Source organism: Endozoicomonas sp. (genome assembly GCF_965196975.1).
In the GTDB taxonomy this organism is placed as follows: domain Bacteria; phylum Pseudomonadota; class Gammaproteobacteria; order Pseudomonadales; family Endozoicomonadaceae; genus Endozoicomonas.
In genome coordinates, this window is record NZ_OZ239981.1 from 1,908,777 (window position 1) to 1,933,739 (window position 24,963).

The window sequence follows — 24,963 nt, forward strand, 5'->3', positions numbered from 1 at the left end:
GCCCGGCTGCCGGCGCAATCATCTCAGGCATTAAGGCCGGCAAGACATTCCAGAAAGATCTCCTCTTCCCACTCAGAGCAATCAACCAGATACAAATCGCCTGACTCCTCCCACTCATACTCCTGCCCATTAATCAGGACTTCCAAAATCGGATGCTCACTGTAGATTAACAGTCTGCCCCCCTGCCTGAGCCGACTTTCCAGGCGCACCCCACTGTCTTTCCAACACACCACCTGATCAAGAACCGCACAGGCAGGCAAAATCTTATCTTCCAGACCAAGGCAAACCAACGACTCGTCAGGATAAAACAGCACCAGATCCGAACCATTCTGGGCAAGCCGTATTTCAGGCAGCTCAGAATGGCCAAAGCATTGCCGTCGTGCCGGCCAGTAAACCAACCAGTCGCCACTGTCATTTTCAATGGGTGATGTAGTAATACGTTCTGTAATCGGCTGGTGATCCTCCGTAATATTAAACAAGGCCAGTACAGCCACTGCACCAATCCGGTTGGTCACTTTCAGTAATCTTCCGGAATAGAGCGGGTTTTCAAACAACTGTTCTCGAACCACTTTCCCCTGTTGATCACAACGAACCACGAGGCCATCATTAAACACCAGCTTCATGAGTTGCTCGGCATCCGTCTGCCCAACCGGATCACTGGTATAAACTGGTCCGCCACTCACTGCCCTGAGCAGGGCATGGGCATCAGAGTCTTCATGAATGGTCCACCACATATCCCAGTCACCCAGGAAAAACGCATCATGGAACACCGCGTTATACGCATTCTGCAAAGCATGTTCCTGAAGATTGCCACTTTTCTTTGGAAAAAAATCATCACTGTTACGAGCTAGTGATGATGAAGGGCGATGCCATAGCTGATCACTTGCCATCCCCATACAGTTGATCATCTGCCCGTTAAAATGCAGCCCCACAGATGCTTCAAGTGCCTGATGCGCCACTCTGGATACTTTTCCAGGGAAATCCCGGTATTTATAGTGATTGGCAAGATTGCTCTGCACATCGACTTTGATGAAATCAACTCCCTGCCGAGCCAGATAGTCGTGCCAACCGTGCCAGAAACGAAATGCATCCCCTTCCGAGGTTGGAGGCAACATTCTAGATGAATCCAATGCATCTAACCGAACAGGAAAGCGGGCTTCCGCATCGATCCCCTCCCACTGCCCTGTCAGGGCATGCCACACCCCCATCCAGGGAATACCATAGTCATCCTCAAGCGTCCGCTTCAAACCGGCAAGCCCAGCCGGAAATTTCCCCTGATCTTCCTTCCAGGACAAGAGTCGACGGTCTTTCTCTTCAGACCACCCATCATCCACCAGCATCCACTTCACCGGAACTCTTTTTGATCGAAACTCCTGGGCTTTAGCAACGACTGCATCCTCATTTACATCAAGATAACAGGCATCCCAACTGCACCAGCCGAGATACTTAAACACCTCAGGCAAAGCGCGTTGCTCCCTTGGTCTGGAGTAGTGGGATAAATGGTTACGCCCCAACTGCACATTGTCATTGATCAGTAAAAATGGGTCTGTACTGACACCATAAATGGCAATTAAGCCGGAAAAATCTCTGATGCCCGATTTTGAAGGGCCAGCTACCAGCTCAATGCCAGCCACTTCCCCCCCTTGAAATTCACAGCGGACCTGTTCATCACATACTGCCAGCAGATGGTGATACTCTTCTCCGAGACCATACAGTAAAGACTGTGTTTTCTCTGGCAGATTATTAAGGACGCAATCAAAATGGGGGCGAGTCCACCAACTGTTATAAAGATAATGGGCACACAAACCAGAGATATCGCCCAAAGAAGCAATATGAATTCTAACAGCGCACTGAGGGTGCCAGCTGCGACCCGGCCAACTGATCCCTTTGCTGATCTCCGCACTCAAAGATAATAATAACTGCCTTCCTTTTGTTTCCAGAGACAACCTGGCAGACAACCAGTCATCATGGACAAATGCCCCAGCCTGCTCTGACCATGTCAGAACATATTCCTCCTCATTGTCCAAACGAGCATAAACAGTAATCTCCTGATAAACGGCAACGGGTGCTCTCTCAATTTGATAACTGACTCATAGGTTAGCTTCAACCTTTCCAGTCATGAACTCAGACCAAAGTTGTTCCCAGCGCCCCTTACTCTGGATCAGTGCTCTTGTTGTCAAAAGCACTTCCGCTCCTGTTGCTTTCCACCTCATTCCAGAACCACATAATCGTTGCTTTACCAGAGTCTTACAAGCCGCTTCAGTAACTCCTGAACCTATTGGCCAATGGCGTTTAAGCGCCTGATGATAATTCATTAACTGGTGATTGTTTGTAAAATAGCTCACAGCTTTGTAGCGCTTCTCTGTCAGTGCGATTGTCTTTTTCGGGAGCTCGGCTGATTCAATTTCCTGAAGGATTTTTTTGGCTGCTCCACGCTTGTTTTTCAAACTATGTAGCCTGTCTTCAAGCCACTGGTGTCGCTTCGCCTTACTGGTTGGAAACAGTGCTTCCGCTGCTCCAGCTAAATATTCAGATGCATGATAAAAATCGAGTATCTGCCCAGAGGTATGTTGTTTCAAATAACTCCAGTTTTCTCTAGCCCCGTCAGCTACCCCGATGTATGTGGCATTTGGGTAGAGTCGTTTTAGATCTGCAATCTCCTCGTCGAGCTTGCTCATAAAGCTTTGTTTACCATACTCTGGCGAACTGGCTGTATATATCGTGTGGAGCCTGTCTCCATCTGCAGAATATAGGCTCAATGTCCCACACATGGCTTCCCTCCAGCCTTCTTCACAAAGCAGCATGCAGGTTCCGTCCAGACCAATGGCTATTGTTTCAACAGGCTCTTTTAGTGGAGGAAGGTGGTAGTGAGTGTCTTGCTGGTCTTCAATTAATGCACCTACTCTGTCCGATAAATGCTTGATATAAGAATTTGAAAGCGTCCTTTGATGGTTGGTCTCAAAATCTTCTTTTACCGCAGGCGCTGGCATCTGGCTGTATTTCCAGGCGATAGACTTGGCAAATTTGGGGGTAGCTGAACCAATAATACCGGCACGAAGATCAAGTGCTGCCAGAGTACTGCCACCTCTGACACCCTGATATACGGAGCGCTCCAAAGGTATACGACCGTATAAGGTTTCATAGTGCTTAAGAACCTTTCCTTTGTAGTTCCACTTCTGCTGATTAACGACGATAGGTTCTTTATTGGGTGATTCAAATAGCCCCAATAACTCTTTTGTTCCAAGCTGCCCGGCTTCATTGAGTGCACGCTGTAAACTATCTTCAAGATTCAGCATGTTGCCTGAATCTATAGAAACTTCAATTTGCAAAACGATGCTTTTGGTAGAGCTGGAAATAACAGAAGCGGGCATGACAGTTAACTATTATGAGTGGTGTTCCCATAGTAGCTGTGAAAATAGAGCACTATTGTTTCAATCATTCAGAGAGAGCACCCACGGCAACCTGGTCAAAACACAGATTTACCAACTGGTCTTTTTCACAAAGAGAGTACATAGCGGCCTCAACTGCATCATAGGAAAAACGATCTCATCCTTTGCATACAGTATTTCTCAAAATTGAATATACGGCAGTGAAAATCTAAAAATAGATTTCTCTGGATTAGACTCTGAGCCAGCCACCTACTGGAACCTGAAGTTAATAATGTATGACAATCTATCAGCGTTACCTACACAGAAAAAAACAATCAGAAAGTAACACCTCATACCAACACTAAACATCAAAACTGCCTCTCACTGTTCTGAAAATTATGCAATTTGCCCATCAATCCCTGAAGCTATTTAGGTAAAAAAATGCGCACAAACACTGAAATTACAATGTATTCAACATAAGGCACAAAGGGAGGGAAACAGTGTCGTCAAAAAAATGGCATGCTGCATGCATACCATTTAACGTTTCGAGTCGACACCCGGTTTAATGGAATAAACCCAACTGCCGACATCATTTGTCTTCGTGACTTAAAGCAGGATCACTCAGGACTTACTCAATAAACAAACCATCACTCAGCAGCATGGAAGCCTATCTCAGACAGATGGGTATGGTGACCCTTCCCGAAACTCCTGGTGATCTCGAGAAAGAATACTATCGCCAGATTTATCGAGTGCTGCCCAGAGATCAGGCTCTCTCACTCCCCGTCAAGAAAGCCCGTTCAAAAACCTCTATTCAGAAAAATAGAGCAAAAAAACACCCCTGATATCCAGACAGCAAAGTAGACCTACTCAGTAACCGGGATTTCCAGACGATCACGCTGTCGTTTATGTCGAAATAGACCGTCCAGTGTAAAAATGGCCAGCGCAAGCCATATCAAACCGAATGTGGCCACCTGCACCACACCCAGCGGCTCATCATAAATCGTCACACCCACCAGAAATGAAATCGATGGCGCCAGATACTGCATGATTCCCAAAACCGTCAACGACAACTTTTGCGTAGCCATATTAAAGAACACCAGTGGTATTGTGGTCACAAACCCGGCAAGGGCAAGTAGAATGCTAGTGTCAGGATCAGAAAAGCGAAATGCGTGTAAGTCATTGCCCATCAGCCACAGGAAATAAAAAGCGGCTGCCGGCATCAACAGCAATGTCTCAATAGCAAGCCCAGTGGTTGCATCTACATTAATCCTTTTTCGGATCAAACCATAAAACGCGAAACACAGAGCCAGCACAAAGGCAACCCAGGGCAGCTTACCCAGCAAAAACATCTGCATTGATACAGCTGCTGCCGCTATCAGCACTGCCAGCATCTGGTATCGAGTCAGACGTTCCCCCAGGAAACAATAGCCAAAAAAAACACTGATCAGTGGGTTAATGTAATAACCAAGACTGGTTTCGAGAATTCTATCGTTGGTAACTCCCCAGATAAAGCACAGCCAGTTACCCGCGATAAGCAGTGACGACAAGACCAGCCACCCTAATATCCGGGGTGACGTTATTAATTCAAGAATCCCCTTGAGCTTATGACGAAAAGCTAAAAAGCAAACCAGCAAAAGTGATGACCAGAAAACTCGGTGCCCAAGTACTTCCAAAGGAGGCACCTCTTCCAGAGTTTTAAAATAGATGGGTATAAGCCCCCATAAAGCAAAGGCCCCAACAGCAAACGTTAGGCCAGACTGAGCGCCACTATCCTTCACACCCCACCCCCGAAGCAGGCCCTTAAAATCGTTCTTAAGCCTGCAAAAAGCAAATCCATTCTGAATAAAAAAGCCACTGACTTTGAAAAGCACAGTGCTTGTCAACGTTACTGGCTATATAACACAATGCATTAAGATTAATCACGCATAAAATAACTATTAATGTTCACTTGATTTTGATGCTGTACGTAATGGGAGTTTTAAAGACTCACTTAGGGTTATTTGAGCCTAAAGGCAGCACTTTGTTGTATATTGAATAAATACTATTGCAACAAGGATGTTAGCAATGACACCTGGCGTTAATCCAAACAGGCAAAAGGATACTGAAAGCATTCAACAACCTGTGAACAATCAGGCAGGTAATTCTGGAAGCAGAAAAGCCACCTGGCGGCACAGAATCATAAAAAAAATAACAAAATCGATTATTTCCCCCATCAAAACAGCCCTTCTCAAGGCTCGATATCACCCTAAAGGATCTGTTAAAAACCCGGCTATAGACCACCCAATAACATCACGGGATATCCATCACCTCCCAGAATCATGGCAACGATTAAGCGACCACACAACACCCGGGGCAAATGGCAACTCAAATGCCGCATTATTCTCTCTGGAGTCCATCTATTTTGATGCCGCATTGAAAATCATCAATGATATCAAGAACGCGCCTGATACAGGCTTTGGTTCGAAGCTTATATCACTTGAGCAAGAAATACTGTTTGAAAAGCAACAGCAGCATGACACTCTCAACTTGAAAGGAGAAATCGCTGCGACAAATAAAGCCATCAAACATGCCAAACAACTCAGCAAATCACTTAAATCCAGGCTTAAAAAGGCAGGAGTACCTGAAAGCGTTGTAAATTCCAGCTACCGAAAGAATGTCAACCAAACCCTGAATAAAAGAAGCTGGAACGAACTTGACTGCACTCATCAAACCAATGCAGGCACACTGAAACACCATCAAATACCTGCATCAAAAATGCAGATGCCTTTTCAGGGCGAGAAACCTGGAGCTCATAATATCTTCGAAATACCTTACCGTGACATTGAAGGCATTTGCTCACAAACGTCTGACTCACAACAACATGCAGTTAATCTCTGGACATCTTCTTTTGTGTCCCCTCAAGGCAAGTTCAACTACCAAGGCGTTCGCCATGGTATTCACTCCGCTTTTGGCATAACAGACCCTACGCTACGACAGGCTGCCAACTTGAAAAGGGCAAAAGAGTCCTTGGTTGCAGCATTAACCTTAAAACCCGAACAACTCCGAGAAGCCATCAGTACCCCAACCAAGTCTGTTCATATTAACCTGGCTTCTACCTCATTAGTAACACCAGACCCCATTCGCAGGGGAGCAAAAAGTGAAGCAAGAATGTTACAGGAACAGGTTGACGCATTTCGTGAATTGGGAGCTAAACAACCACTTAAGCTGACAGTTGTTGATTCAGACGGAGAGCCTGTCACCATCCGTGTTACATTCAAGATGGCATTATTCAATTTTGGTGTTAATAAAGGAGCCCAGGGGACTTTTTCTGGTGTCGTCGGCGGCTGGAAAACCTCAGACAAATTAAATAAAGAGGGGCTAAACACTCTCATTGGCAGCACCGACCAGCACACAGTTGGAGGCATTGTGGCCGACTACCTTGCCCAGCAAAAGCAAAAAATGGTCACACTGAATACCCAACTGACAGCACCATACCTGAGTCGTAGCCAGAAACAAGAGATACATGAGCACTTGGAGGTCATGTATCTCAAGCGTAAGGCTATTCTTCAGTTGGTTGCTCAAATCCGCAACATTTTCAATAACAAAGAGCACCATTACGAAAAGCACGATGCCTATAAACTTCCCGCGCGCATATCACTGCTCACCAGCTTGATCGAAGGAGTTCCACTGTCTAACTGCAAGAGTGGCAAGGATCGCACTGGAATGTTGGATGCAGAGATAAAACTGCTTGCAACCCAGATCGAACGTTATGGAGAAGTTCCACAACCTGGCCAACCTATTCCCCAGTTAGATGCGGAGCTTTTCAGAGATATCCTGTTAAACAGCGGAAACCTCGACATACAAAAATTGAACACTGGTGCCGAAGGGTATAAGACCGAAGGAATTGAGTCCATTGATGAACATATTGGTAAAGCTTACCTGAATAATGCAGTCTTCAATAAATACCGCTCCAGAGTCAGAGGATTATCCGGCGCAGTGAAGGCCTGATTCAATTCACGCGACATTCTTTAAAATGTAGAAGTTCAGACCTGACCTGACAGTTACCGATTTTCAAGAAGGTGTCTGTCAGGTTAAATTCAGGCTATGAACTTTTCCTTCCAGATCTCTTTCCCATCAATCAGTGTTTCTATCGGCGTTCTCCCGTTGCACTGCTTACCTTGATGGGTACGCTCAGTATTGTAGTGAATTAACCATTCGTCCAGATCTGACTGAATCATCTCAATACTCGTATACAGCGTCTTTCTCAATGCAGGTTGATAAAACTCCTGCAGAATCGTTTTATGGAAGCGTTCACAGATTCCATTCGTTTGTGGATGCCGGGTTTTCGTCTTCGTATGTTCAATGTCGTTCACCGCCAGGTAAAGTTGATAATCGTGTTGATCAGCACGACCACAATACTCTGTACCTCTGTCTGTCAGTATTCTGAGCACAGGTAGCTCTTGAGCTTCATAGAATGGCAACACGCGGTCATTGAGCAGGTCTGCAGCCGTAATTGGGGTCTTTGTCTTATAGAGTTTGGCCTGCGCTACCTTGGAGTAAGTATCAACATAAGTCTGCTGATAAACGCGGCCAACACCTTTAAAGGTTCCAACATAGAAAGTGTCCTGTGAACCAAGGTAGCCAGGGTGCGCTGTGTCAATCTCACCACTGGCCTCATCATCCAGCTTCTTGCGCTCAAGTGCCCTGACCTGGGACTCGGTGAGAATGATTCCTTCTCGAGCCACTTTCTCTTCAAGGGCTTTGAGGCGCAGTTTGAAGCTTCCCAGATCATTTCTTAGCCAGATGCTTCTCACACCGCTGGGAGAGACGAAGATACCTTGCTTGCGAAGTTCATTGGAAACACGGGCCTGCCCATGGGCAGGATCTTCTACCGCATACTCAAGAACCGCTTTTTCAACAGCGGGGTCTACTCGGTTTTTGAGGTTTGGAACTCTTCGGCTTTGATCAAGAAGTGCTTCGACCCCACCTTCATCAACAGCATCCCGGTAACGATAAAATGTATCTCTGGAGACACCCATGGTTTTACAGGCTTTAGAGATGTTTCCGAGCTCATCTGCAAGGTTCAGTAGCCCGACCTTGTGCTTGATGATTTTCTGGTTGGTGTGAATCATAAGGGTCACCTTTAATGATTTAGATTTCAGTGAACTCACCTTCTTTCTAAATCGGTAACCCTTTTCTTTTGATGAGAAGAAAATGTCAGATTAAGTCTGAACTACTCCATTTAAAAAGGTGGAGAGAAAGCCTGCAGAACACAGGCTCACATACCAAATCAATCAAACACGATGCGTCCTTTATTTTTATCCAGCATTCTGCTGCCAACGTATTTAACTTTATCTAAGTCATCAAAGTCCTGATAAGGGCCATGTTGATCACGATGTTTCACAATCTCCATCGCAATCCGGGGACCAACACCCAGTAATCCTTTATCAAGTTCCTCAACGGTGGCTTGGTTAACATTGATATGCTTACTTCCCTGCCCTTTTTGATCTGCAGCCATTGCAGAAACACTCAGAAATGCACTAACCACGAACGCTATTATTTTTTTATTCATATTGTCTACTCCTGTAATATGAATAGATTGTTATAAGAACAGATATCCGTTCTGCTCATATCAACATTCAAGGCAATTGACAGCGCATCTGCAAGACAAAAAATCATGAGTAGATAAAAGGGTCAAATTCTCACGCGGCCGGAGCAACGCCTAACACCTGCTCTTTAAAGGATTTGCTCGGTGGCGTTTCACCAATCCAGACCCTCAGAAAAAGATTAAACACCTCTTTACTTGCAGGCACTACCCCCTTCTCAACACCCGCGATCTCTATTCTCAAACCTTTACCCGGGAGATACTCAAACACAGCCTGCTCACCTTTTTTCATGGAGCCATCCACAAGTGCAAAGATTCTCTCGAGGTCGTCTTTCATGGCTTCCTGCTCATCGGGAGGGCTGTTTAACTGAATAGAGTCATAGAAAGCATTGGCTATCCGCCGGGCACTCATCTTTGAAACCAACATAACAAATGCCATTCTCTGGTGACTGTCAGAAGCGTAAATTTCTTCAGGGTTGCTAGTAGGCTCCTCCAGATACAAAGCACCAATATACCCTTTAACCATAAGGTACCATGACCTCACCGCAGCCCCCTGTAAAATAAGCTCAGGCTTGTCACCATTAGATGCAATGGTATCTGGAAGATCATACTTATTAATGACTAAAGCACTTGCTGGCACTGAAAGCGAAAAAAGTAAAATTGCTGAGAATATAAAGCGGTATATAGAGTGGTAATTTAACATACTGCATTCCTTATTATTATTGTGCAGGGATATTATCTTACTTGACCAGTTGCTTCCAGCATGCATATCGCCATCGAAGACTAAATTTCAGCGTAAGGGTTTACACAGCCAAGGGAAGCTAATTCAAGCACCGATCAAACATAGCCATCCCTGCGTCAAAAAAACGTCACTAACCCAACAACAGGTATTTAACAATACCAGGCATGACTCAACTCCATAAGCCACTGGTCAGTGGCATCACCTTACGATTACCAATCCTGACTATCTAAACCATACTTAACTTCATTGACCATTGAAATTGCCGGATAAGGCTCAAAATAGGTTACCCAGAGAATAACCATCTGGTTTGCATGACAGAAAGAGAAAATACACGTATTTTCCCGGACTCTACTTCCGCAAACCTCAACAACAGTCTTTCAACCAGACTTTCTTCTTCAACCAGCTTTTGTAGACAGACTATGACAGATCAGGATCCTAACAACCCCGAAGTACTCAGTGGGGATGAAGACAGTCCAAAAGCCAGCACCGGTTTGGTGCTTCCTCACCAGGCACTGCCAGACAAACTTTATCTGATCCCCGTATCTAACCGCCCCTTTTTCCCCGCACAAGTTCAACCACTGGTCTTCAGCAGCCAGGAGTGGGGTGAAACGCTGCAACGTGTTGGCCAGAGCCCACATAAAGCAGTCGGCCTTAGTTTTGTCGGTAGAATGCCAGGCACTGATGTCGCTCCGGAAGATTTTCCCCAATTAGGCTGCGTTGTCAAAATTCACAACATTGTCTCTGACAATGATCAGGTGCAGTTTATTGCACTCGGCATGCAACGGTTCAGAATAAGACAATGGTTGCGTCGTCGCCCACCCTACCTTGTTCAGGTGGACTACATTGAAACGCCTGAAGACAACAGCGATGAGGTTAAAGCTTATGCTCTCGCTCTAATCCAGGCCATCAAAGAGCTCATTCCTCTCAATCCTTTATACAGTGAAGAGCTCAAAAACTACCTCAATCGATTCAGTCCCAAAGATCCGTCCCCTCTGGCTGATTTCGCAGCGGCTATTACCACTGCACCTGGACAGGAGCTTCAGGAAGTCCTTGAAACCATCCCTGTTCAACGCCGAATGGAAAAAGTGCTGGTGTTGGTTCGCAAAGAACAGGAGGTCGCACGCCTTCAGAGCGAAATTAATGCAGAAGTTAACCGGAAGATCAGTAACCATCAGCGAGAATTCTTCCTGAAGGAACAACTCAAGGTCATTCAAAAAGAGCTGGGCATATCAAAAGATGACCGCACTGCTGAAATTGAACAGTTCGAACAGCGACTGGAAAGGCTGACGGTTCCTGATAGCGCCAAAAGTAAAATTGATGATGAGCTGAAAAAGCTTTCTATCCTGGAAACCGGTTCACCGGAATACGCAATCTGCAGAAATTATCTGGATTGGGCAACGTCCATCCCCTGGGGGCTCTACTCCGAAGATAACCTCGACCTTCATCACGCAAGAAATGTACTCAGTTCCGACCATGATGGTCTTGAGGATGTTAAAGAACGCATTGTTGAATTTCTGGCAGTAGGTGCATACCGAAAAGAAGTATCTGGGTCCATCATGCTGCTTGTTGGCCCTCCTGGCGTGGGAAAGACATCCATTGGTAAGTCTGTCGCCAAAGCCCTGGACCGTAAATTTTACCGCTTCAGCCTGGGTGGAATGCGGGATGAAGCTGAGATCAAAGGACATCGTCGAACGTATATTGGAGCACTGCCAGGAAAGCTGGTTCAGGCACTCAAGGAAGTAGAGGTTTCCAATCCCGTTATCATGCTTGATGAAATTGATAAAATTGGGGCTTCTTTTCGTGGGGACCCCGCATCTGCTCTGCTTGAGGTATTGGATCCCGAACAGAATACCGAGTTTCTTGACCACTATCTGGACATGAGGATCGATCTGTCGAAAGTACTGTTTATCTGCACAGCCAATCAGCTGGACACGATCCCAGGCCCGCTACTGGATCGTATGGATGTGATCAGACTTTCTGGCTATATCACCGAAGAAAAGGTCGCCATTGCAAAGAATCATTTATGGCCCAAGCAACTCAAAAAAGCTGGTCTAAAAAAGAGCCAGCTTAGAATGTCGGATACTACTTTCCGGAAAATAATTGATGGCTACGCCCGAGAGGCCGGAGTTCGCCACTTCGAAAAGCTGCTACAAAAAATCATTCGTAAAGTCGTCGTCCAGTTTCTGGAAAATGATGAAAGCAAACTCACTGTTTCAGCCAAAAATCTGGAAGACTTCCTTGGAGCCCCCTATTTCCGTAAAGAAAAAACCATGGAAGGGATTGGCATAGTCACAGGCCTCGCCTGGACAGCCATGGGCGGAGCCACACTTCCAGTTGAAGCCTGCCTGATACATCAGCAAAGAGCCGGTTTTAAGCTGACCGGCAAATTGGGTGAGGTAATGAAGGAGTCTGCTGAAATTTCATATAGTTACACTACCAGTCACGCCAGAAAATTTGGAATTAAGGAAGACTTCCTGAAAACCGCATTTATACACCTTCATGTTCCCGAAGGCGCCACCCCAAAGGATGGTCCCAGTGCTGGTGTAACAATGACCACGGCGCTCATCTCTCTGGCCTGCGGCATTAAACCTCTTAAAAATCTTGCAATGACCGGTGAATTGACACTGACAGGTAGAGTGCTTGCTGTAGGAGGAATTAGGGAAAAAGTCATTGCCGCTAGACGTCAAGGCATTAATGAGCTGGTTCTTCCAGAAGATAATCGCAGAGATTTTGATGAGCTCCCTGATTATATACGTGAAGGTATTACTGCACATTTTGCCAGTCATTATGATGATGTTTATAAAGTGGCATTTTCTGGCATCAACAATAAGAAAGGGAAGAAATCTAGATAAGACCAATATAAAAATGAAATGAAAAAAAACGCCACCCAATTGGGTGGCGTTTTCTTAATCACTCTTTCAATAGCAGCGGGAACTAATCCCGTTTGGACACGCTAGTGAGCATATTGAGTATGGTTCCTAGCCTGCACTGTTTCAAATTTTTATAAGACAATGTGGAGATATATAGGCCCTTTTTTAAAATATACAGATACAAGCAATTCTATCATCTCTATCACTTACCATAAAAAAACCTGCTCTTAGAGCAGGCAATTCATGGTAAGAACATCAATTTTCACATAGCACAGACAAACGACCAGGACTCATCACTGCCCGGCTCACTGGTAGTCCACCATTTGGCCTTGTAGACACTGCCATTATGGATCACCTGATCCCCTCCATTGGCATTGCTACCATTAGGCCAGTCGGGGTAAGTGCTCAGACTCGAAGTATCAACACCCAGATCACTGCACAGCTCACCACCGCCACCAGGGCCACCGCTGAGATCCGCCAGTGGCAGTTCAGGGTATTCTGACTTCAACGCATAATCCTGACCATTGATATTGACCGTCCATGCCTGCGGGCCAGTCACTGGCAGATAATAATTAAGCGTTAGCTCAACACTTTCGCCATCACCCAGGTTTTGCCAGCCAGGAAGACTGAAGGCAACACGGTGGAACTCATTTTCCAGGCCACCAATATTATTGCCACTGGCATTGGCACCACTTTCCACCACTTCCAGCTTGAAGCCACTCTGGTCTGAAATGAAATCCGACGTTGAGGTGGGCATATCAAAGCGGAACTCAGTGCCACCGGGCAATGCTACACCGGACTGGTTGGTGATTTTGAGGGTTGGGTTCAGAGGATAGTTCTGATCGCCTTCCTTGAAGCCATAGACAGCGACATCAACCCCCACAGCCTCCTCTGGCATAACCCGGCTGGTACGACGATCACCGTAGGGTTCTGCATTGACAAACTGCTCATAAGCCAATGAGGTCAGCGTTGTACCAAAACCGTACTCCCCTTTCTCAGCATCCCAACCGTAATCACCGGCCAGCTCCCAGAACATGATCCCGCCAATGTCATTATCGATCACGTACTGAACTTTGGTTGCCATGGACTCTTCGTCTTCCATGGATAAGAACACCTGTTTGTCCGCATTCCACAGCCATGGGGCGACGGCAACACTGTCGTAATAGCGCTGGTAACGCCCCTTCAGCTGATGATCCGGATTACTCTCCGGGTTCAGCCCCCAGTCCCTCAGGTAACTCGGCACAATGTTTTGCTCAAGGTTTTTGGCATGCCACAGCGGGTTGGAGCCAGCACCCATCTCATTGCCATTTTCATCCTTGTCATGCCACATATTGTCAATACCGGTTGCTCCATAGCCACACTTGGCACTGCCTCCAGTACCCACTGGGCAATCAGCCTGACTGGGCAGAGGACCACGCCCGTTCAACCCATAATTACCACCGGTAACACCCTGCCAGCCACGGGTATAGTAAGGAATACCGATATTGATTCGACCCGCCTGCATGGCACCACGGAAGTATTTCACCGCCCAGTCCGTATTCAGGTAACCGATTCCACCATACTGCTCAGTGCCATAAACATTAGCTGATGCCAGCTCTGCATCTTCACCGGTGTCAAACAGGGCAGCGTTATGCCCCACATACTCATTCCAGGCACCGTGTAGCTCGTAGGACATGATGTTTACATAGTCCAGGTACTGAGTAACCTGGAAGGTTTCCATGCCTCGAAGCAGGTAGCCTGAGGATGGGGATGCAATGGTCAGCATGTAATGCTTACCGTCTTCTGCTCCAGCAGCATCCAGCTTTTCTCGAAGTGTTTTCATCAACTCAACATAAGAGTTCATCAGGCTGCCACGCAGAGCATTGGCGATCTGGAAGTCCAACGGGTTTCCGGCATCGTTCATGGATGTCGGGTATTCATAGTCGATATCCGCGCCATCAAAGCCTTAGTCCCGCAGGAATTCAACGACAGAATCAGCAAAGGTGTTGATGCCCTGGTAATTGATGCTGCCATCCGCATTGGTGGTCATGGTATAGAAGCCACCGCTGTCGACACGATCACCATTGTCGTCAAAGTAGCCACCGGTTTCCGCCCAGCCGCCAACCGAGATCAGAGTTTTCACATCCGGGTATTGCTGCTTGTATTTGTTCAGCAAATTAAAATGCCCCTGGTATGGATAGTCAGGAGACATCTCCGCACCTTCAACCCCAGGCCACAGCATGCCGGTTGCAGGATTTTCAGGGTTGTCTGGATTACCGATAGAGATCCGGTTTTCACTGTTGACATGAGCAAAGGCGTAGTTGATATGAGTCAGTTTATCCCAGGGGATATCGTCTACGAGATAAGCTGGCTGGCCATTGGCGCCGTTCCGCCAGGCAGTAAAGTAACCAATGATACGGCGGGGATGATCAGCCCCCATTTTTTCCCTGCCCTGTTCATCATATACCGTACAGTAGGGTGTACTGACACCCGGTGTCTGATAGAGACCATCAGGACGGCAACTGCTGTCACCCGGTGGGGGAGGAACCACTTCACCAACATTGACTACGACGGTTTTTGAGGTGCTGGAGCCATTGTCGTTATCAGTAGCTACCGCTTTGATTTGCTGACGCCCTTCGGCAGCGACCCACTCCAGTGAGTAGGGTTCGGTACTGTCTTCTCCCAGAAGAACACTGTTGGCATAAAACGACACTTTACTGATAGTACCATCACGGTCACTGGCATCAGCGGTCAGAGACACCTGATCTCCCGGCTGGTATTCGGCACCATCAACCGGAGAGGTCAGAGTGACCTGTGGCAACTGGTTCTGCTCTACCGCCAAAACCTCAATAACCGATGCCGAAGAGCCACTGCTGGCGCCCTGGTCATCAATAGCCCTGGCAGAAATCGAATGAGACCCTACAACTGCACTCCAGCTCAGTGAATAAGGTGCCGTGGCATCCGATCCAGCCAAAGCATTATTGACATAGAACTCAACTTTACTGACAGAACCATCTTCATCGGATGCATTTGCACGCAGTAAGACAGAATCTCCCTCTGTGTAAGTTACGCCATTTCCTGGCGCAGTCAGACTGACCTGCGGTGGCTTATTTTCTACTGGCGGAGGTTCAGTCCCGCTACAACTCCCCAGTAAAGTCCATTCCTGGTAAGCCGATGAAAACTCTTCGGGATTATTTCCCTGTGTCCACCAGTTTGCCTGATAGGCTTTATTATTATGTTGAACCGTGTCACCGCCATTATAAGCGACAGTTGACTCCCATGAGCCAAGTGGCGAGCAGTCATAAGCCAATGCCGAGACTGAGGTCACCATGGCTAAACTGCTCAGCGCAAACAGGCTGGATAGTCTAAACATGAATAGTTCCCAAAGAATGTAATAGTTCGTTTCACTTCAATGAAACCGCTTTCAGAAACCGGTTACATTGGTTACATTCTCAGATGTCAGCCTTGCAGGCAATACAGCAAAGTGTGAAGTCGATTACGAAATTAGGTAAATATCAGAAGTCTGCCATGAAAATGCCTTTTCAGCCTGGAGACCAGGTAACCACACATTTCTATCCTGTTCAGAAAAACCGGCCCAGGACAGTCATTCGCTGCTACCGGTCCATTGACTGCCCATCTGGATGGCTGGTTGATACAAAAGACGACAGTGGAAAAATGCTGAAAGCACTGGATGCCAAGTGGTATACGCCGGTTGAACTGACTTGAAACCAGCGAACACTGTTCCCAGATGAGTCGTCTCAAACACAGGAGCCAGAGGCCATGACCAGCCTTCATTCCAAATTCCCTGTAGAGCAGCCAAAAACACTGAAAGACGCCCTGCAGCATTTAGAGAATATCCTGGGCAAAATAGATGAAAAAAATACAAGACACGTTGTTGTTCGAATTGATAATGAAACCGAACACCAACCTGAACAAGATGAGTCACCAATACTGATCAAAAGCCGTGGCGAATTCACTTTTGGTTGCCCTTACATTTCTGCAGACAGCCTTGCTTTTGATGCCATCGAAAATGTACAGAAACGGATTTACGAAGACCCTCATAGTCCTGCGCCTATACTGGCAATGGATCAACATCGCTTTATGGCTGCCCGCTTTCAACTCAGACCCGGTAACATTCCAGAAGACAGCTGGCAGTTTGACATGATCATTACTGCTCACAGCATTCCAAAATACACTGGATCGAGTTACATCAAAGGCTCTCTTGAGTGGGTTGAATCAGGACTGTTTATCGAAGGAATTGCCATGGACTACAGTTATGGCAATAAAGGAAAATTGATTCCCGTCATTGCACTGGGAGAGCTACTTTTAGAACATTCGAAAGAACAAGTCATACTCAGAGACAGATGGTCCCTGTTCGAACGGTTAAGATCACCCAGTAACGTCCCAATTCCTGCGCCAGATTTCAGCAAGCCAATAGGAAAGCCATGTACATGGTTAACAGGAAAAGCCAGGAAGAAATGATTGAATTATGATGAGAAAAAGAGAGTTTGGTAGTCGGTACTGGACTTGAACCAGCGACCCCCACCATGTCAAGGTGGTGCTCTACCAACTGAGCTAACCGACTGAAGTGGTGCGTATATTATCAATGCAGCTAAAAAATGCAACACTCCAATCGGCTTAATTCTAACAGGGTAAATACCTACTCTCAGTGTTTCAAAACCTGCTCCCGAAGCATGGCAATTTCATCCCGGACAGCAGCAGCCTGTTCAAACTCCAGGTTACGGGAGTGCTCCATCATTTTTGCCTCCAGCTTCTTAATCGTCGCGGCCATGGTTTCTGGCGTCATAGGCACCTGATAGTCAGTTCGCGGCTCAGCCACACCTTTCTGGGATTTACTGCCTTTCTTCCTTCCGGGCACTACAGCACCTTCAAGAATATCGGCCACCGATTTGAAGACGCCTTTTGGCGTAATGTTGTGTTTCTTGTTATAGGCAATCTGCTTCTTACGTCGCCGCTCGGTCTCACTGATTGCCCGCTCCATGGAACCGGTAATCCGGTCACCATAAAGGATCGCCCGGCCATTGATGTTTCGGGCAGCACGACCAATGGTCTGAATCAATGAACGGTCAGAACGGAGAAAACCTTCTTTATCAGCGTCCAAAATAGTGACCAGAGAGACCTCTGGCATATCAAGACCTTCCCGCAGCAGGTTGATACCCACCAACACATCGAAAGCACCAATACGCAGATCACGGATAATCTCTACCCGTTCCACTGTATCAATATCAGAGTGCAGGTAGCGTACCCGGACACCCTGCTCATGCAGAAATTCCGTTAAATCCTCTGCCATGCGCTTGGTGAGTACAGTGACCAGCACCCGTTCTTCTTTGGCAACGGTTTTATGAATTTCCATGAGCAGGTCGTCCACCTGAGTAGTTGCTGGACGAACCTCAATTTCCGGGTCAACCAGACCGGTAGGCCTGACCACCTGATCAACCACCTGCCCCTGGTTCTCTTCTTCATATTTACCAGGAGTTGCAGAAACAAAAATAGTCTGCGGCCGTCGCCCTTCCCACTCTTCAAACTTCATGGGTCGGTTATCCAAAGCAGAAGGTAAGCGGAATCCGTATTCCACCAGTGTCTCTTTTCGAGAGCGATCCCCTTTATACATAGCACCGATCTGCGGCACAGTGACATGGGATTCATCAATCACCAGCAGCGCATTGTCCGGAATATAATCAAACAGGGTGGGTGGTGCCTCCCCGGGTTTATTACCGGAAAGATAGCGGGAATAGTTCTCAATACCCGTGCAATAACCCAGCTCAATCATCATCTCCAGGTCAAACTGCGTTCGCTGCTCAAGACGCTGAGCTTCCACCAGCTTATTGTTATCGCGCAAAACCTGGAGCCGATCCACCAGCTCGACCTTAATGGCTTCTACGGCATCCAGGATGGTTTGCCTGGGCGTCACATAATGAGTTTTTGGATAGATGGTCGCCCGGGGTAGCTTTCTCAACACCTCACCGGTTAGCGGGTCAAACTCACTGATGGACTCCAGCTCATCGTCAAAAAGCTCTAAACGAACAGCCTCTTTTTCCGATTCTGCCGGAAAGATATCAATCACATCACCACGAACACGATAGGTTGCCCGCCGAAAATCCGCATCGTTTCGAGTGTATTGCAATTCCGCCAGTCGACGCAGAATGGTTCGCTGATCAACCCTGTCGCCACGATCCAGATGCATCATCATTTTAAGATAAGACTGAGGATCACCCAGGCCATAGATGGCCGAGACCGTAGCTACGATAATGGCATCCTGCCGCTCCATCAGGGCTTTGGTGGCAGAGAGACGCATTTGTTCAATATGCTCATTAACCGACGCATCTTTCTCGATGTAGGTATCTGATGTGGGTACGTAAGCTTCTGGCTGATAATAGTCATAGTAGGAGACAAAATACTCCACGGCATTCTCTGGAAAAAACTCCTTAAACTCACCATAGAGCTGTGCGGCCAGTGTTTTGTTATGGGCCATGATGATCGTCGGCCGTTGGATTTTCTCGATCACATTGGCAACCGTGAATGTCTTGCCGGATCCGGTTACCCCCAGCAGGGTTTGACAGGCCAGGCCAGCATCAATGCCCTTGACCAGTTGCTCAATAGCAACCGGTTGATCACCAGCAGGACTGAAGCGGGAAGAAACTTTAAACGATCGACTCATGCTACCCTTCCATCTGGAGCAGAAAAAATTTTGCTAACGGTAACTGACAAACGGATGTCAACAGATCACCGTATTGTGTATGATGCCTTCTGTTGTTCGCATGACGGATACTCGCTACTCATCACCGTTATACTACAGGTATTGGTAGATAGTTTCCGCCATAGGGAGTCTAACCAAACCAGCATAATTGCTTCCACTGACTCCCCAGGCAAGATGCCACCTAGCGAATTTCTCCGGCCAATAGCGGAAGGCAAACAGCATTATAATTCTCAGTGTTACAACCATAAACGAGGAAAACTGTGACTGGTCATCCATCCCAACGCGTACAAATGGTCAAGCCATCTCCAACTCTGGCTGTCACCGCCAAGGCTGCCGAACTGAGAGCTGCCGGACATGACATTATTGGCCTGGGCGCCGGAGAGCCCGACTTCGACACACCGGAGCACATTAAGGCTGCAGCGGTAAAAGCCATCGCTGAAGGGAAAACAAAATACACCGCCGTGGATGGAACCACCGAGCTTAAGCAGGCGATTATTGACAAATTCAAGCGTGATAACGGTCTTGAATACGGTCAAAGCCAGATTCTGGTTTCCTGTGGCGGCAAGCAGAGCTTCTTCAACCTGGCTCTGGCTCTACTGAATAAGGGCGATGAAGTCATTATTCCAGCCCCTTACTGGGTATCTTACCCAGACATGGTGGTCATCGCCGAGGGTGTCCCGGTTATCGTAGAAGCCGGCTTGGAAAACCGCTTCAAAATCACGCCAGAGCAACTCGAAGCTGCAATCACGGACAAAACCAAACTGGTCGTACTCAACAGCCCCTCCAACCCAACCGGAACCGCTTATACCCGCAAAGAGCTTGCGGCCTTGGGCGAAGTGCTCAAAAAGCACCCGGATGTAATGGTGGCAACCGATGATATGTATGAGCACATCCTCTGGACTGAAGCGCCTTTCTGCAACATTCTGATGGCCTGCCCTGAGCTATACGAACGTACAATTGTTCTCAATGGTGTATCTAAGGCTTACTCCATGACCGGCTGGCGTATTGGTTATGCTGGCGGACCGGAGTGGCTGATCAAGAACATGAAGAAGATCCAGTCCCAGAGCACATCCAACCCCTGCTCTATTGCTCAGGCAGCAGCCGTGGCAGCACTGAATGGACCGCAGGATTGCGTGAAAGACATGCTCAAGGTGTTTAAAAACCGCCATGACTACGTTGTTGGCCGACTCAATCAGCTACCAGGCGTCAGCGCTATCGAGGGAGACGGCACTTTCTACGCTTTTGCTGATTTCAGTGAAGCGATGAAGAAGCTGGGTTTTGAAAAAGACACAGACCTCGCAGCTCTCTTTCTGGAAAAAGGCGTTGCTCTGGTTCCCGGATCCGCTTTTGGCTCTGACGGCTGCATGAGACTCTCATTCGCGACCAGCGATGAAGCATTAGAGAAAGCTCTGGACAGACTTCAACAAGCTTTGTCCTGATTGGCTGTTTGTACTGAGTACCAGCTTCTGGTACTCAGTAACTTGACAGGCATATTAAGAGAGGTATCATTTAACACACCTTTTGATCCCCGATAGCTCAGTTGGTAGAGCAAATGACTGTTAATCATTGGGTCGCTGGTTCGAGTCCAGCTCGGGGAGCCAAACTGCCTAGCAATCACATCGCTTCTTTCGTTTCAACAACCGCAGTTTTAAGCTTTAAAGCACTACCATCTAATTCAGCATCCACTCTGCAGCTGACTTCTCTTTCGTTCGATACGCTTTGTCTTGAATCAAGTTTGATAAACGTAATTGGTGAACTCTTGAAACAGAAAGAGACTTCAAGCTCTCCACTGGGTCGCTTTTCCACAGTTAACACGGATCCTTTGATAGCCTCCCCCACTCTAACATCATAAACAGGAGCAACAGCTTGAGAACCTCTGCCATAAAATATCTCTCGACCAAACTGTTCAGAAATTTTTATACGCGCTCTCTCTAAACACTGACGAGACACCTGAGCCAACCCCAAAAGCAGACAATCTCTGTATTGACTAAAAACAGTATCACCTGCTTGCCGCATCATCTCATCAAACTGCCCTGAACAAACCTTTAAAAGCTGAGATGGAATAACAGCGCCTCCTTCTTTATCTTGACCCAAAAGTATTTTAAAAAATGGTTCAGGTGAACTTTGCCAAATAGAAGCACCATTTTCTTTAAGTATAAAATTTATGTCCCCACTACCAGCAAAACATTGCCAGAACTCTTGATTAACCTTGCTGGATATATCCTCCCCCACGTTCAACTTAAATGGAGTCAATTCGTCAGAGTTAAAAACGAGTTTTACCCCCTGATGCTTAATGGAATCAGCTATAAAACTATCAAATGCACATTTCACTCTTTCTAATAAACGTTCCTTAAAATCACTTGAAAGATGATCACGCTCTAATGAATCCAAGTACCCAACCAGGAGACTATATTCTCCGCCAATTGTATTACGTTCAGGGTCTTTATTCACACGGTTAAAAAGCAAACGAATCAGACTGTTTCGGAAAAATACTTCCTTAGCACACAGCAATAAATCACACAGCTCATCAACATTTGCGTATGTATCAATTAAAAGTTGTTGCCAAAGCCCAGAAAGTCGTACTACCTCAGATACAGCATATTCATCATCCGAAATTATTTTTGTATCCAAGACTTCCCTTTCCCTTAAGGATACTCCTTGCTGGTCACCCTCTTCATACATTACGATCCAATTTTGGTACGCTGGAGATAGGATAACCGAATCAACAGGCACCTCAGCAACCTCAAGACCAGACATCTTTGGCCGCTGCTGATGCCCCCAAATGCGACGATCAACCCCGTTAACAAGCTTTGTGGGAGCAAGAACTACTTGACTATCTGGAGAAATATTTACGTCAGATGTGGAATCCACACTACAGCCTCATGCGCTTACATTCATATGGAAAGACAAGAAAAAGCAACATGAGTTCAACAGAAAGCAGCTAAACGTGTGCAACGAGCATTTTAATTATATAAAACTAAATATAAAAAAAGCCGACCTGAAGCGCTGTTAAAAACGACTATCAAGTCAGCTAATTATTGATACCTAATATTAAGTACAAATATTTAACTAGCTCACATTAACACGCAGGTTGTCACCATACTGCCAATCAGGATTAGCTCGCTCGCTATCCGCAGTATCGTACCTGACAAATTTACACTCAGATCCTGTAAATCCTCTGACACGAAGTTCATAACTGTTACTATCTGCAACTTTGGTTAACTTCCTAGTGGAATCCTCCAAAGACCAATGATTATCATCACTGACAAGGTAATAGTCACTTTGTTCACTATCATCAGTAATAGTAAACTTGGTAACTTCATCAGCAATTTCGACAGGTTTAGTATTGAAATAACTGACCGCCTTGTAGCCTGCATAGGCTAACGAGACTGCACCAGCAACAGGCATGATATAGGGCATGACTACTGGTATTGCAGTAACAACGGCCGTAGGCAGGGTAGCAGCAGCTGGCAGTGCACTAAGCCCTGCTTCAGTTGCCGCACCACCCACTACGGGTATTGCAGCTTTCACAGTCGTCACTATAAATCTTTTCAGCATTGCCAGCTTGGATGAATCACCTTCATGCCCTGAAACAGCATCCTGATATCTTTCAATCTTAAACTCGCGATTAACATCTTGACTTTGAAATCTAACTGTATTTTGAATGTAACTATTCAGCACCCAGCAAAGGCGTATTGTTGTAATTTCGAACCGCTTTAAGAAGCGCCTGAAATATGTTCAACCCCTGCTTTTTAGCAGATGATAAATAGCTTCGGATTCGGGTAAACATGGTACCTCCGTCTTCGCTTCTGAAGCAGCCTGAGATCTTCTGCTTAAGTTTGGCCATCCTGGCATCACGTTCACTGCCATTGTTATCGAAGGGAATTGAAAAGTCCGACATGAAGCGCAACGTTTCAACCTTAAACTCAATAAGCCTTTTGAACAGGTTGTAGGCCTTGGTATTCCTGACCTTCTTACGTCCAAGCACCTGTCGTTGTTTTTCCATATAAGCGGTTTCCTTCGTGAGAGCCCTTTGAAGGATTTGGTCGTATATCGTCTCAATGCGAAGCTGTATTGCACCAGGCATTTGAGTCAGACCGGCTGCTTTGTATTTCTTGCAGAAGTGCCAGGAGAGCGTAAGCAATTTCATCAGCCGCAGAGCCAGCTTATTCGCATCCCTATCGACAACTCCCTGAAGCTCTCTCAGATGATGGGCATTACAAAGCACATGCACTGCCGCATAGGCAAAGTAGGACTTCCAATGATCGTGAACCAGAATGCCTGCAAAAGTCAGCAGGATGCCCATTGCATCCATTGCTTCACAACCTCGCCTTTCTGAGAGGTAGTAAAGCGTCCATTGGTCATCTCGCATAATGTGTAACCACCACAGTGAACCGTCAACCCGCATGCCAGTTTCATCCGCTCCTGCAACCGGACTTTCTTGTAAAGCATCGCGGATACTCTGCTCAGTAGAGGCCAGGTTCTCATGGGTATAGGCAACAAAATTGGCAACAGAGCCTGCGCTGACACTCATGCAATAAATAGTATTGAAATACTCAGACACCCGGTGATATGGGATGAAGTGATACTGGTTTAAATGAACAGCCATTGCCTGAGTCACTTCTCCGTATTGAGCAGCGGCTTTCACTCCTTGGGGAAACTCAGCGGTGTTCCGTTTACCACAAGGACATACTTTAACGTCTGCCCAGTACGCGGTAACTTCAAATTCTCCGGGTCTACCTGGATCAAAAACCTGTCGCTCAATGTATTTGGTGGGTTTAATATCGATAAGCGAAGACTGGCAACAGCAACATTTTTCAACCTTCAGATGCCTGACATAATCGGGTAAGGCGACACGTCTCAAACAAGAGCCTTGATGACCTTTCTGGCCACCTGGTTTATTGCCTGAAGATGGTCTAAGGCTTTTGGGGTTCGGTGTTTCCTGTGAGGAGCAGGGGGCTTCTTTGGAAGATGTATCACCTTTATCACTCCCTTTTTTACTGGGCTTTTGATAACCATCTGACGATGGTGGCTTACTACTGTTTTGACTGTTTTTATTAACCCTTTCTTCCAGTTCGCTGCAACGTTCCCGTAAAAGCGCATTCTCGGTCCGAAGCTCTTCATTCTCTTTAAGGAGAGCTTCGGTAAACGGAGTAGCTGGGAAGTCTGGTTCCATACTGGAGATTTGTTAGAAAAATTGAGTATAAGATGATGGTCGAAAAATCAGAAAATTCCAGATTTATATGAAGGGTGCTGAATAGTTACTTTTGAATTACTGGTTCCATTTTCATCTCTCTTGTATTAATTGTGAATGACTATTCAATAGGCAGGAGCTCTATCAACCGTAAGAAATTAAAAATAAATATTAAGTCTATTTGGCGATATATTTGATGAGAGATTAGTAAGAAAGTTCCATAAAATCAGGAATTATTATTATTTATTCAAATAAAGTTAACGCAACAACACTCTTCAACCAAAACATTTTGATTTAAAAGAACAAAATAAAAAATCTTCCTACAATCAACCTTCATTCTGAAAAGTGATACATAAGTACCATTTAAACAATAAAACTTTAATTTAAAAGAAAAAAACAGGCCAAAAACAGAAATACAATCTTTGAAAGAAAAATTGACTATCAAACACAGAACTCAATTTTACCGAAACCGGTAATTATTAGTAGAAGATCTACACCAAAGGAGTTT

General features: G+C 46.3%; 16 protein-coding genes, 2 tRNA genes and 1 pseudogene. 6 read left to right on the forward strand and 13 right to left on the reverse strand.

Annotated features, from left to right (window positions below; translation table 11 throughout):
• Window positions 1-23: 23 nt before the first annotated feature.
• From ACOCLE_RS08470 to rarD, 3 genes are all read right to left on the reverse strand, one after another.
• On the reverse strand, window positions 24-2,027 hold the full coding sequence (locus tag ACOCLE_RS08470) for a Sip1-related alpha-galactosidase (protein ID WP_419536336.1): 2,004 nt from the start codon (window positions 2,025-2,027) through the stop codon (window positions 24-26).
• Window positions 2,028-2,090: 63 nt separating this feature from the next.
• The gene (locus ACOCLE_RS08475; RefSeq protein ID WP_419532972.1) at window positions 2,091-3,371 is read right to left on the reverse strand and encodes an ISKra4 family transposase; all 1,281 of its coding nucleotides are present in this window, start codon (window positions 3,369-3,371) and stop codon (window positions 2,091-2,093) included.
• A gap of 860 nt (window positions 3,372-4,231) precedes the next feature.
• Window positions 4,232-5,239, reverse strand: coding sequence for an EamA family transporter RarD (gene rarD / locus ACOCLE_RS08480; protein WP_419537180.1), 1,008 nt, complete (start codon window positions 5,237-5,239; stop codon window positions 4,232-4,234).
• 193 nt (window positions 5,240-5,432) lie between these two features.
• Between rarD and ACOCLE_RS08485 the strand changes: the two genes are divergently transcribed.
• Window positions 5,433-7,355, forward strand: coding sequence for an inositol phosphate phosphatase SopB (locus tag ACOCLE_RS08485; RefSeq protein ID WP_419536337.1), 1,923 nt, complete (start codon window positions 5,433-5,435; stop codon window positions 7,353-7,355).
• Between the two features lie 89 nt (window positions 7,356-7,444).
• Here the strand turns inward: ACOCLE_RS08485 and ACOCLE_RS08490 are convergent, their stop codons facing one another.
• The 3 genes from ACOCLE_RS08490 to ACOCLE_RS08500 form a co-directional block, all read right to left on the reverse strand.
• The gene (locus ACOCLE_RS08490; protein WP_419533178.1) at window positions 7,445-8,479 is read right to left on the reverse strand and encodes an IS481 family transposase; all 1,035 of its coding nucleotides are present in this window, start codon (window positions 8,477-8,479) and stop codon (window positions 7,445-7,447) included.
• A gap of 158 nt (window positions 8,480-8,637) precedes the next feature.
• Window positions 8,638-8,919 carry a ComEA family DNA-binding protein gene (locus ACOCLE_RS08495; protein ID WP_419536338.1) on the reverse strand — a complete coding sequence of 94 codons (282 nt, stop codon included), beginning with the start codon at window positions 8,917-8,919 and terminating at the stop codon, window positions 8,638-8,640.
• Between the two features lie 130 nt (window positions 8,920-9,049).
• Window positions 9,050-9,655 (reverse strand): chalcone isomerase family protein, encoded by a 606-nt coding sequence (locus tag ACOCLE_RS08500; protein ID WP_419536339.1) that lies wholly within the window; start codon window positions 9,653-9,655, stop codon window positions 9,050-9,052.
• A gap of 458 nt (window positions 9,656-10,113) precedes the next feature.
• Here ACOCLE_RS08500 and lon point away from each other — a divergent pair, with 458 nt between their 5' ends.
• Window positions 10,114-12,546: an endopeptidase La gene (gene lon / locus ACOCLE_RS08505; RefSeq protein ID WP_419537181.1), complete on the forward strand. Its 2,433-nt coding sequence runs from the start codon at window positions 10,114-10,116 to the stop codon at window positions 12,544-12,546.
• 280 nt (window positions 12,547-12,826) lie between these two features.
• Here lon and ACOCLE_RS08510 read toward each other — a convergent pair whose 3' ends face one another.
• Both ACOCLE_RS08510 and ACOCLE_RS08515 read right to left on the reverse strand, forming a co-directional pair.
• Window positions 12,827-13,648 (reverse strand): chitinase C-terminal domain-containing protein, encoded by an 822-nt coding sequence (locus tag ACOCLE_RS08510; RefSeq protein ID WP_419537182.1) that lies wholly within the window; start codon window positions 13,646-13,648, stop codon window positions 12,827-12,829.
• Window positions 13,637-15,916 (reverse strand): annotated as a pseudogene (locus ACOCLE_RS08515) (glycosyl hydrolase family 18 protein); the annotation flags it as partial. The gene ACOCLE_RS08510 and the pseudogene ACOCLE_RS08515, both read right to left, overlap by 12 nt.
• Window positions 15,917-16,071: 155 nt before the next feature.
• Between ACOCLE_RS08515 and ACOCLE_RS08520 the strand changes: the two are divergent.
• Window positions 16,072-16,269: a hypothetical protein gene (locus ACOCLE_RS08520; RefSeq protein WP_066016520.1), complete on the forward strand. Its 198-nt coding sequence runs from the start codon at window positions 16,072-16,074 to the stop codon at window positions 16,267-16,269.
• A gap of 54 nt (window positions 16,270-16,323) precedes the next feature.
• Window positions 16,324-17,025, forward strand: coding sequence for a hypothetical protein (locus ACOCLE_RS08525; protein ID WP_419536340.1), 702 nt, complete (start codon window positions 16,324-16,326; stop codon window positions 17,023-17,025).
• A 27-nt stretch (window positions 17,026-17,052) separates the two neighbouring features.
• Here the strand turns inward: ACOCLE_RS08525 and ACOCLE_RS08530 are convergent.
• Window positions 17,053-17,128: transfer RNA gene (locus ACOCLE_RS08530), tRNA-Val, on the reverse strand.
• An 81-nt stretch (window positions 17,129-17,209) separates the two neighbouring features.
• Window positions 17,210-19,222 carry an excinuclease ABC subunit UvrB gene (gene uvrB / locus ACOCLE_RS08535; RefSeq protein ID WP_419536341.1) on the reverse strand — a complete coding sequence of 671 codons (2,013 nt, stop codon included), beginning with the start codon at window positions 19,220-19,222 and terminating at the stop codon, window positions 17,210-17,212.
• A gap of 329 nt (window positions 19,223-19,551) precedes the next feature.
• Between uvrB and ACOCLE_RS08540 the strand changes: the two genes are divergently transcribed.
• Both ACOCLE_RS08540 and ACOCLE_RS08545 read left to right on the forward strand, forming a co-directional pair.
• Window positions 19,552-20,700 (forward strand): pyridoxal phosphate-dependent aminotransferase, encoded by a 1,149-nt coding sequence (locus ACOCLE_RS08540; protein WP_419536342.1) that lies wholly within the window; start codon window positions 19,552-19,554, stop codon window positions 20,698-20,700.
• Window positions 20,701-20,786: 86 nt separating this feature from the next.
• Window positions 20,787-20,862 (forward strand) — tRNA-Asn (locus ACOCLE_RS08545).
• A 13-nt stretch (window positions 20,863-20,875) separates the two neighbouring features.
• Here ACOCLE_RS08545 and ACOCLE_RS08550 read toward each other — a convergent pair.
• The 3 genes from ACOCLE_RS08550 to tnpC all read right to left on the reverse strand — a co-directional run bounded on the left by ACOCLE_RS08550 (window position 20,876) and on the right by tnpC (window position 24,437).
• Window positions 20,876-22,018, reverse strand: a complete 1,143-nt coding sequence (locus ACOCLE_RS08550; protein ID WP_419536343.1) for a hypothetical protein — start codon at window positions 22,016-22,018, stop codon at window positions 20,876-20,878.
• Window positions 22,019-22,330: 312 nt separating this feature from the next.
• Window positions 22,331-22,942 carry a hypothetical protein gene (locus ACOCLE_RS08555; protein ID WP_419536344.1) on the reverse strand — a complete coding sequence of 204 codons (612 nt, stop codon included), beginning with the start codon at window positions 22,940-22,942 and terminating at the stop codon, window positions 22,331-22,333.
• On the reverse strand, window positions 22,932-24,437 hold the full coding sequence (tnpC, locus tag ACOCLE_RS08560; protein ID WP_419532963.1) for an IS66 family transposase: 1,506 nt from the start codon (window positions 24,435-24,437) through the stop codon (window positions 22,932-22,934). Before tnpC ends, ACOCLE_RS08555 begins: the two co-directional genes overlap by 11 nt.
• Between the last annotated feature and the right edge of the window lie 526 nt (window positions 24,438-24,963).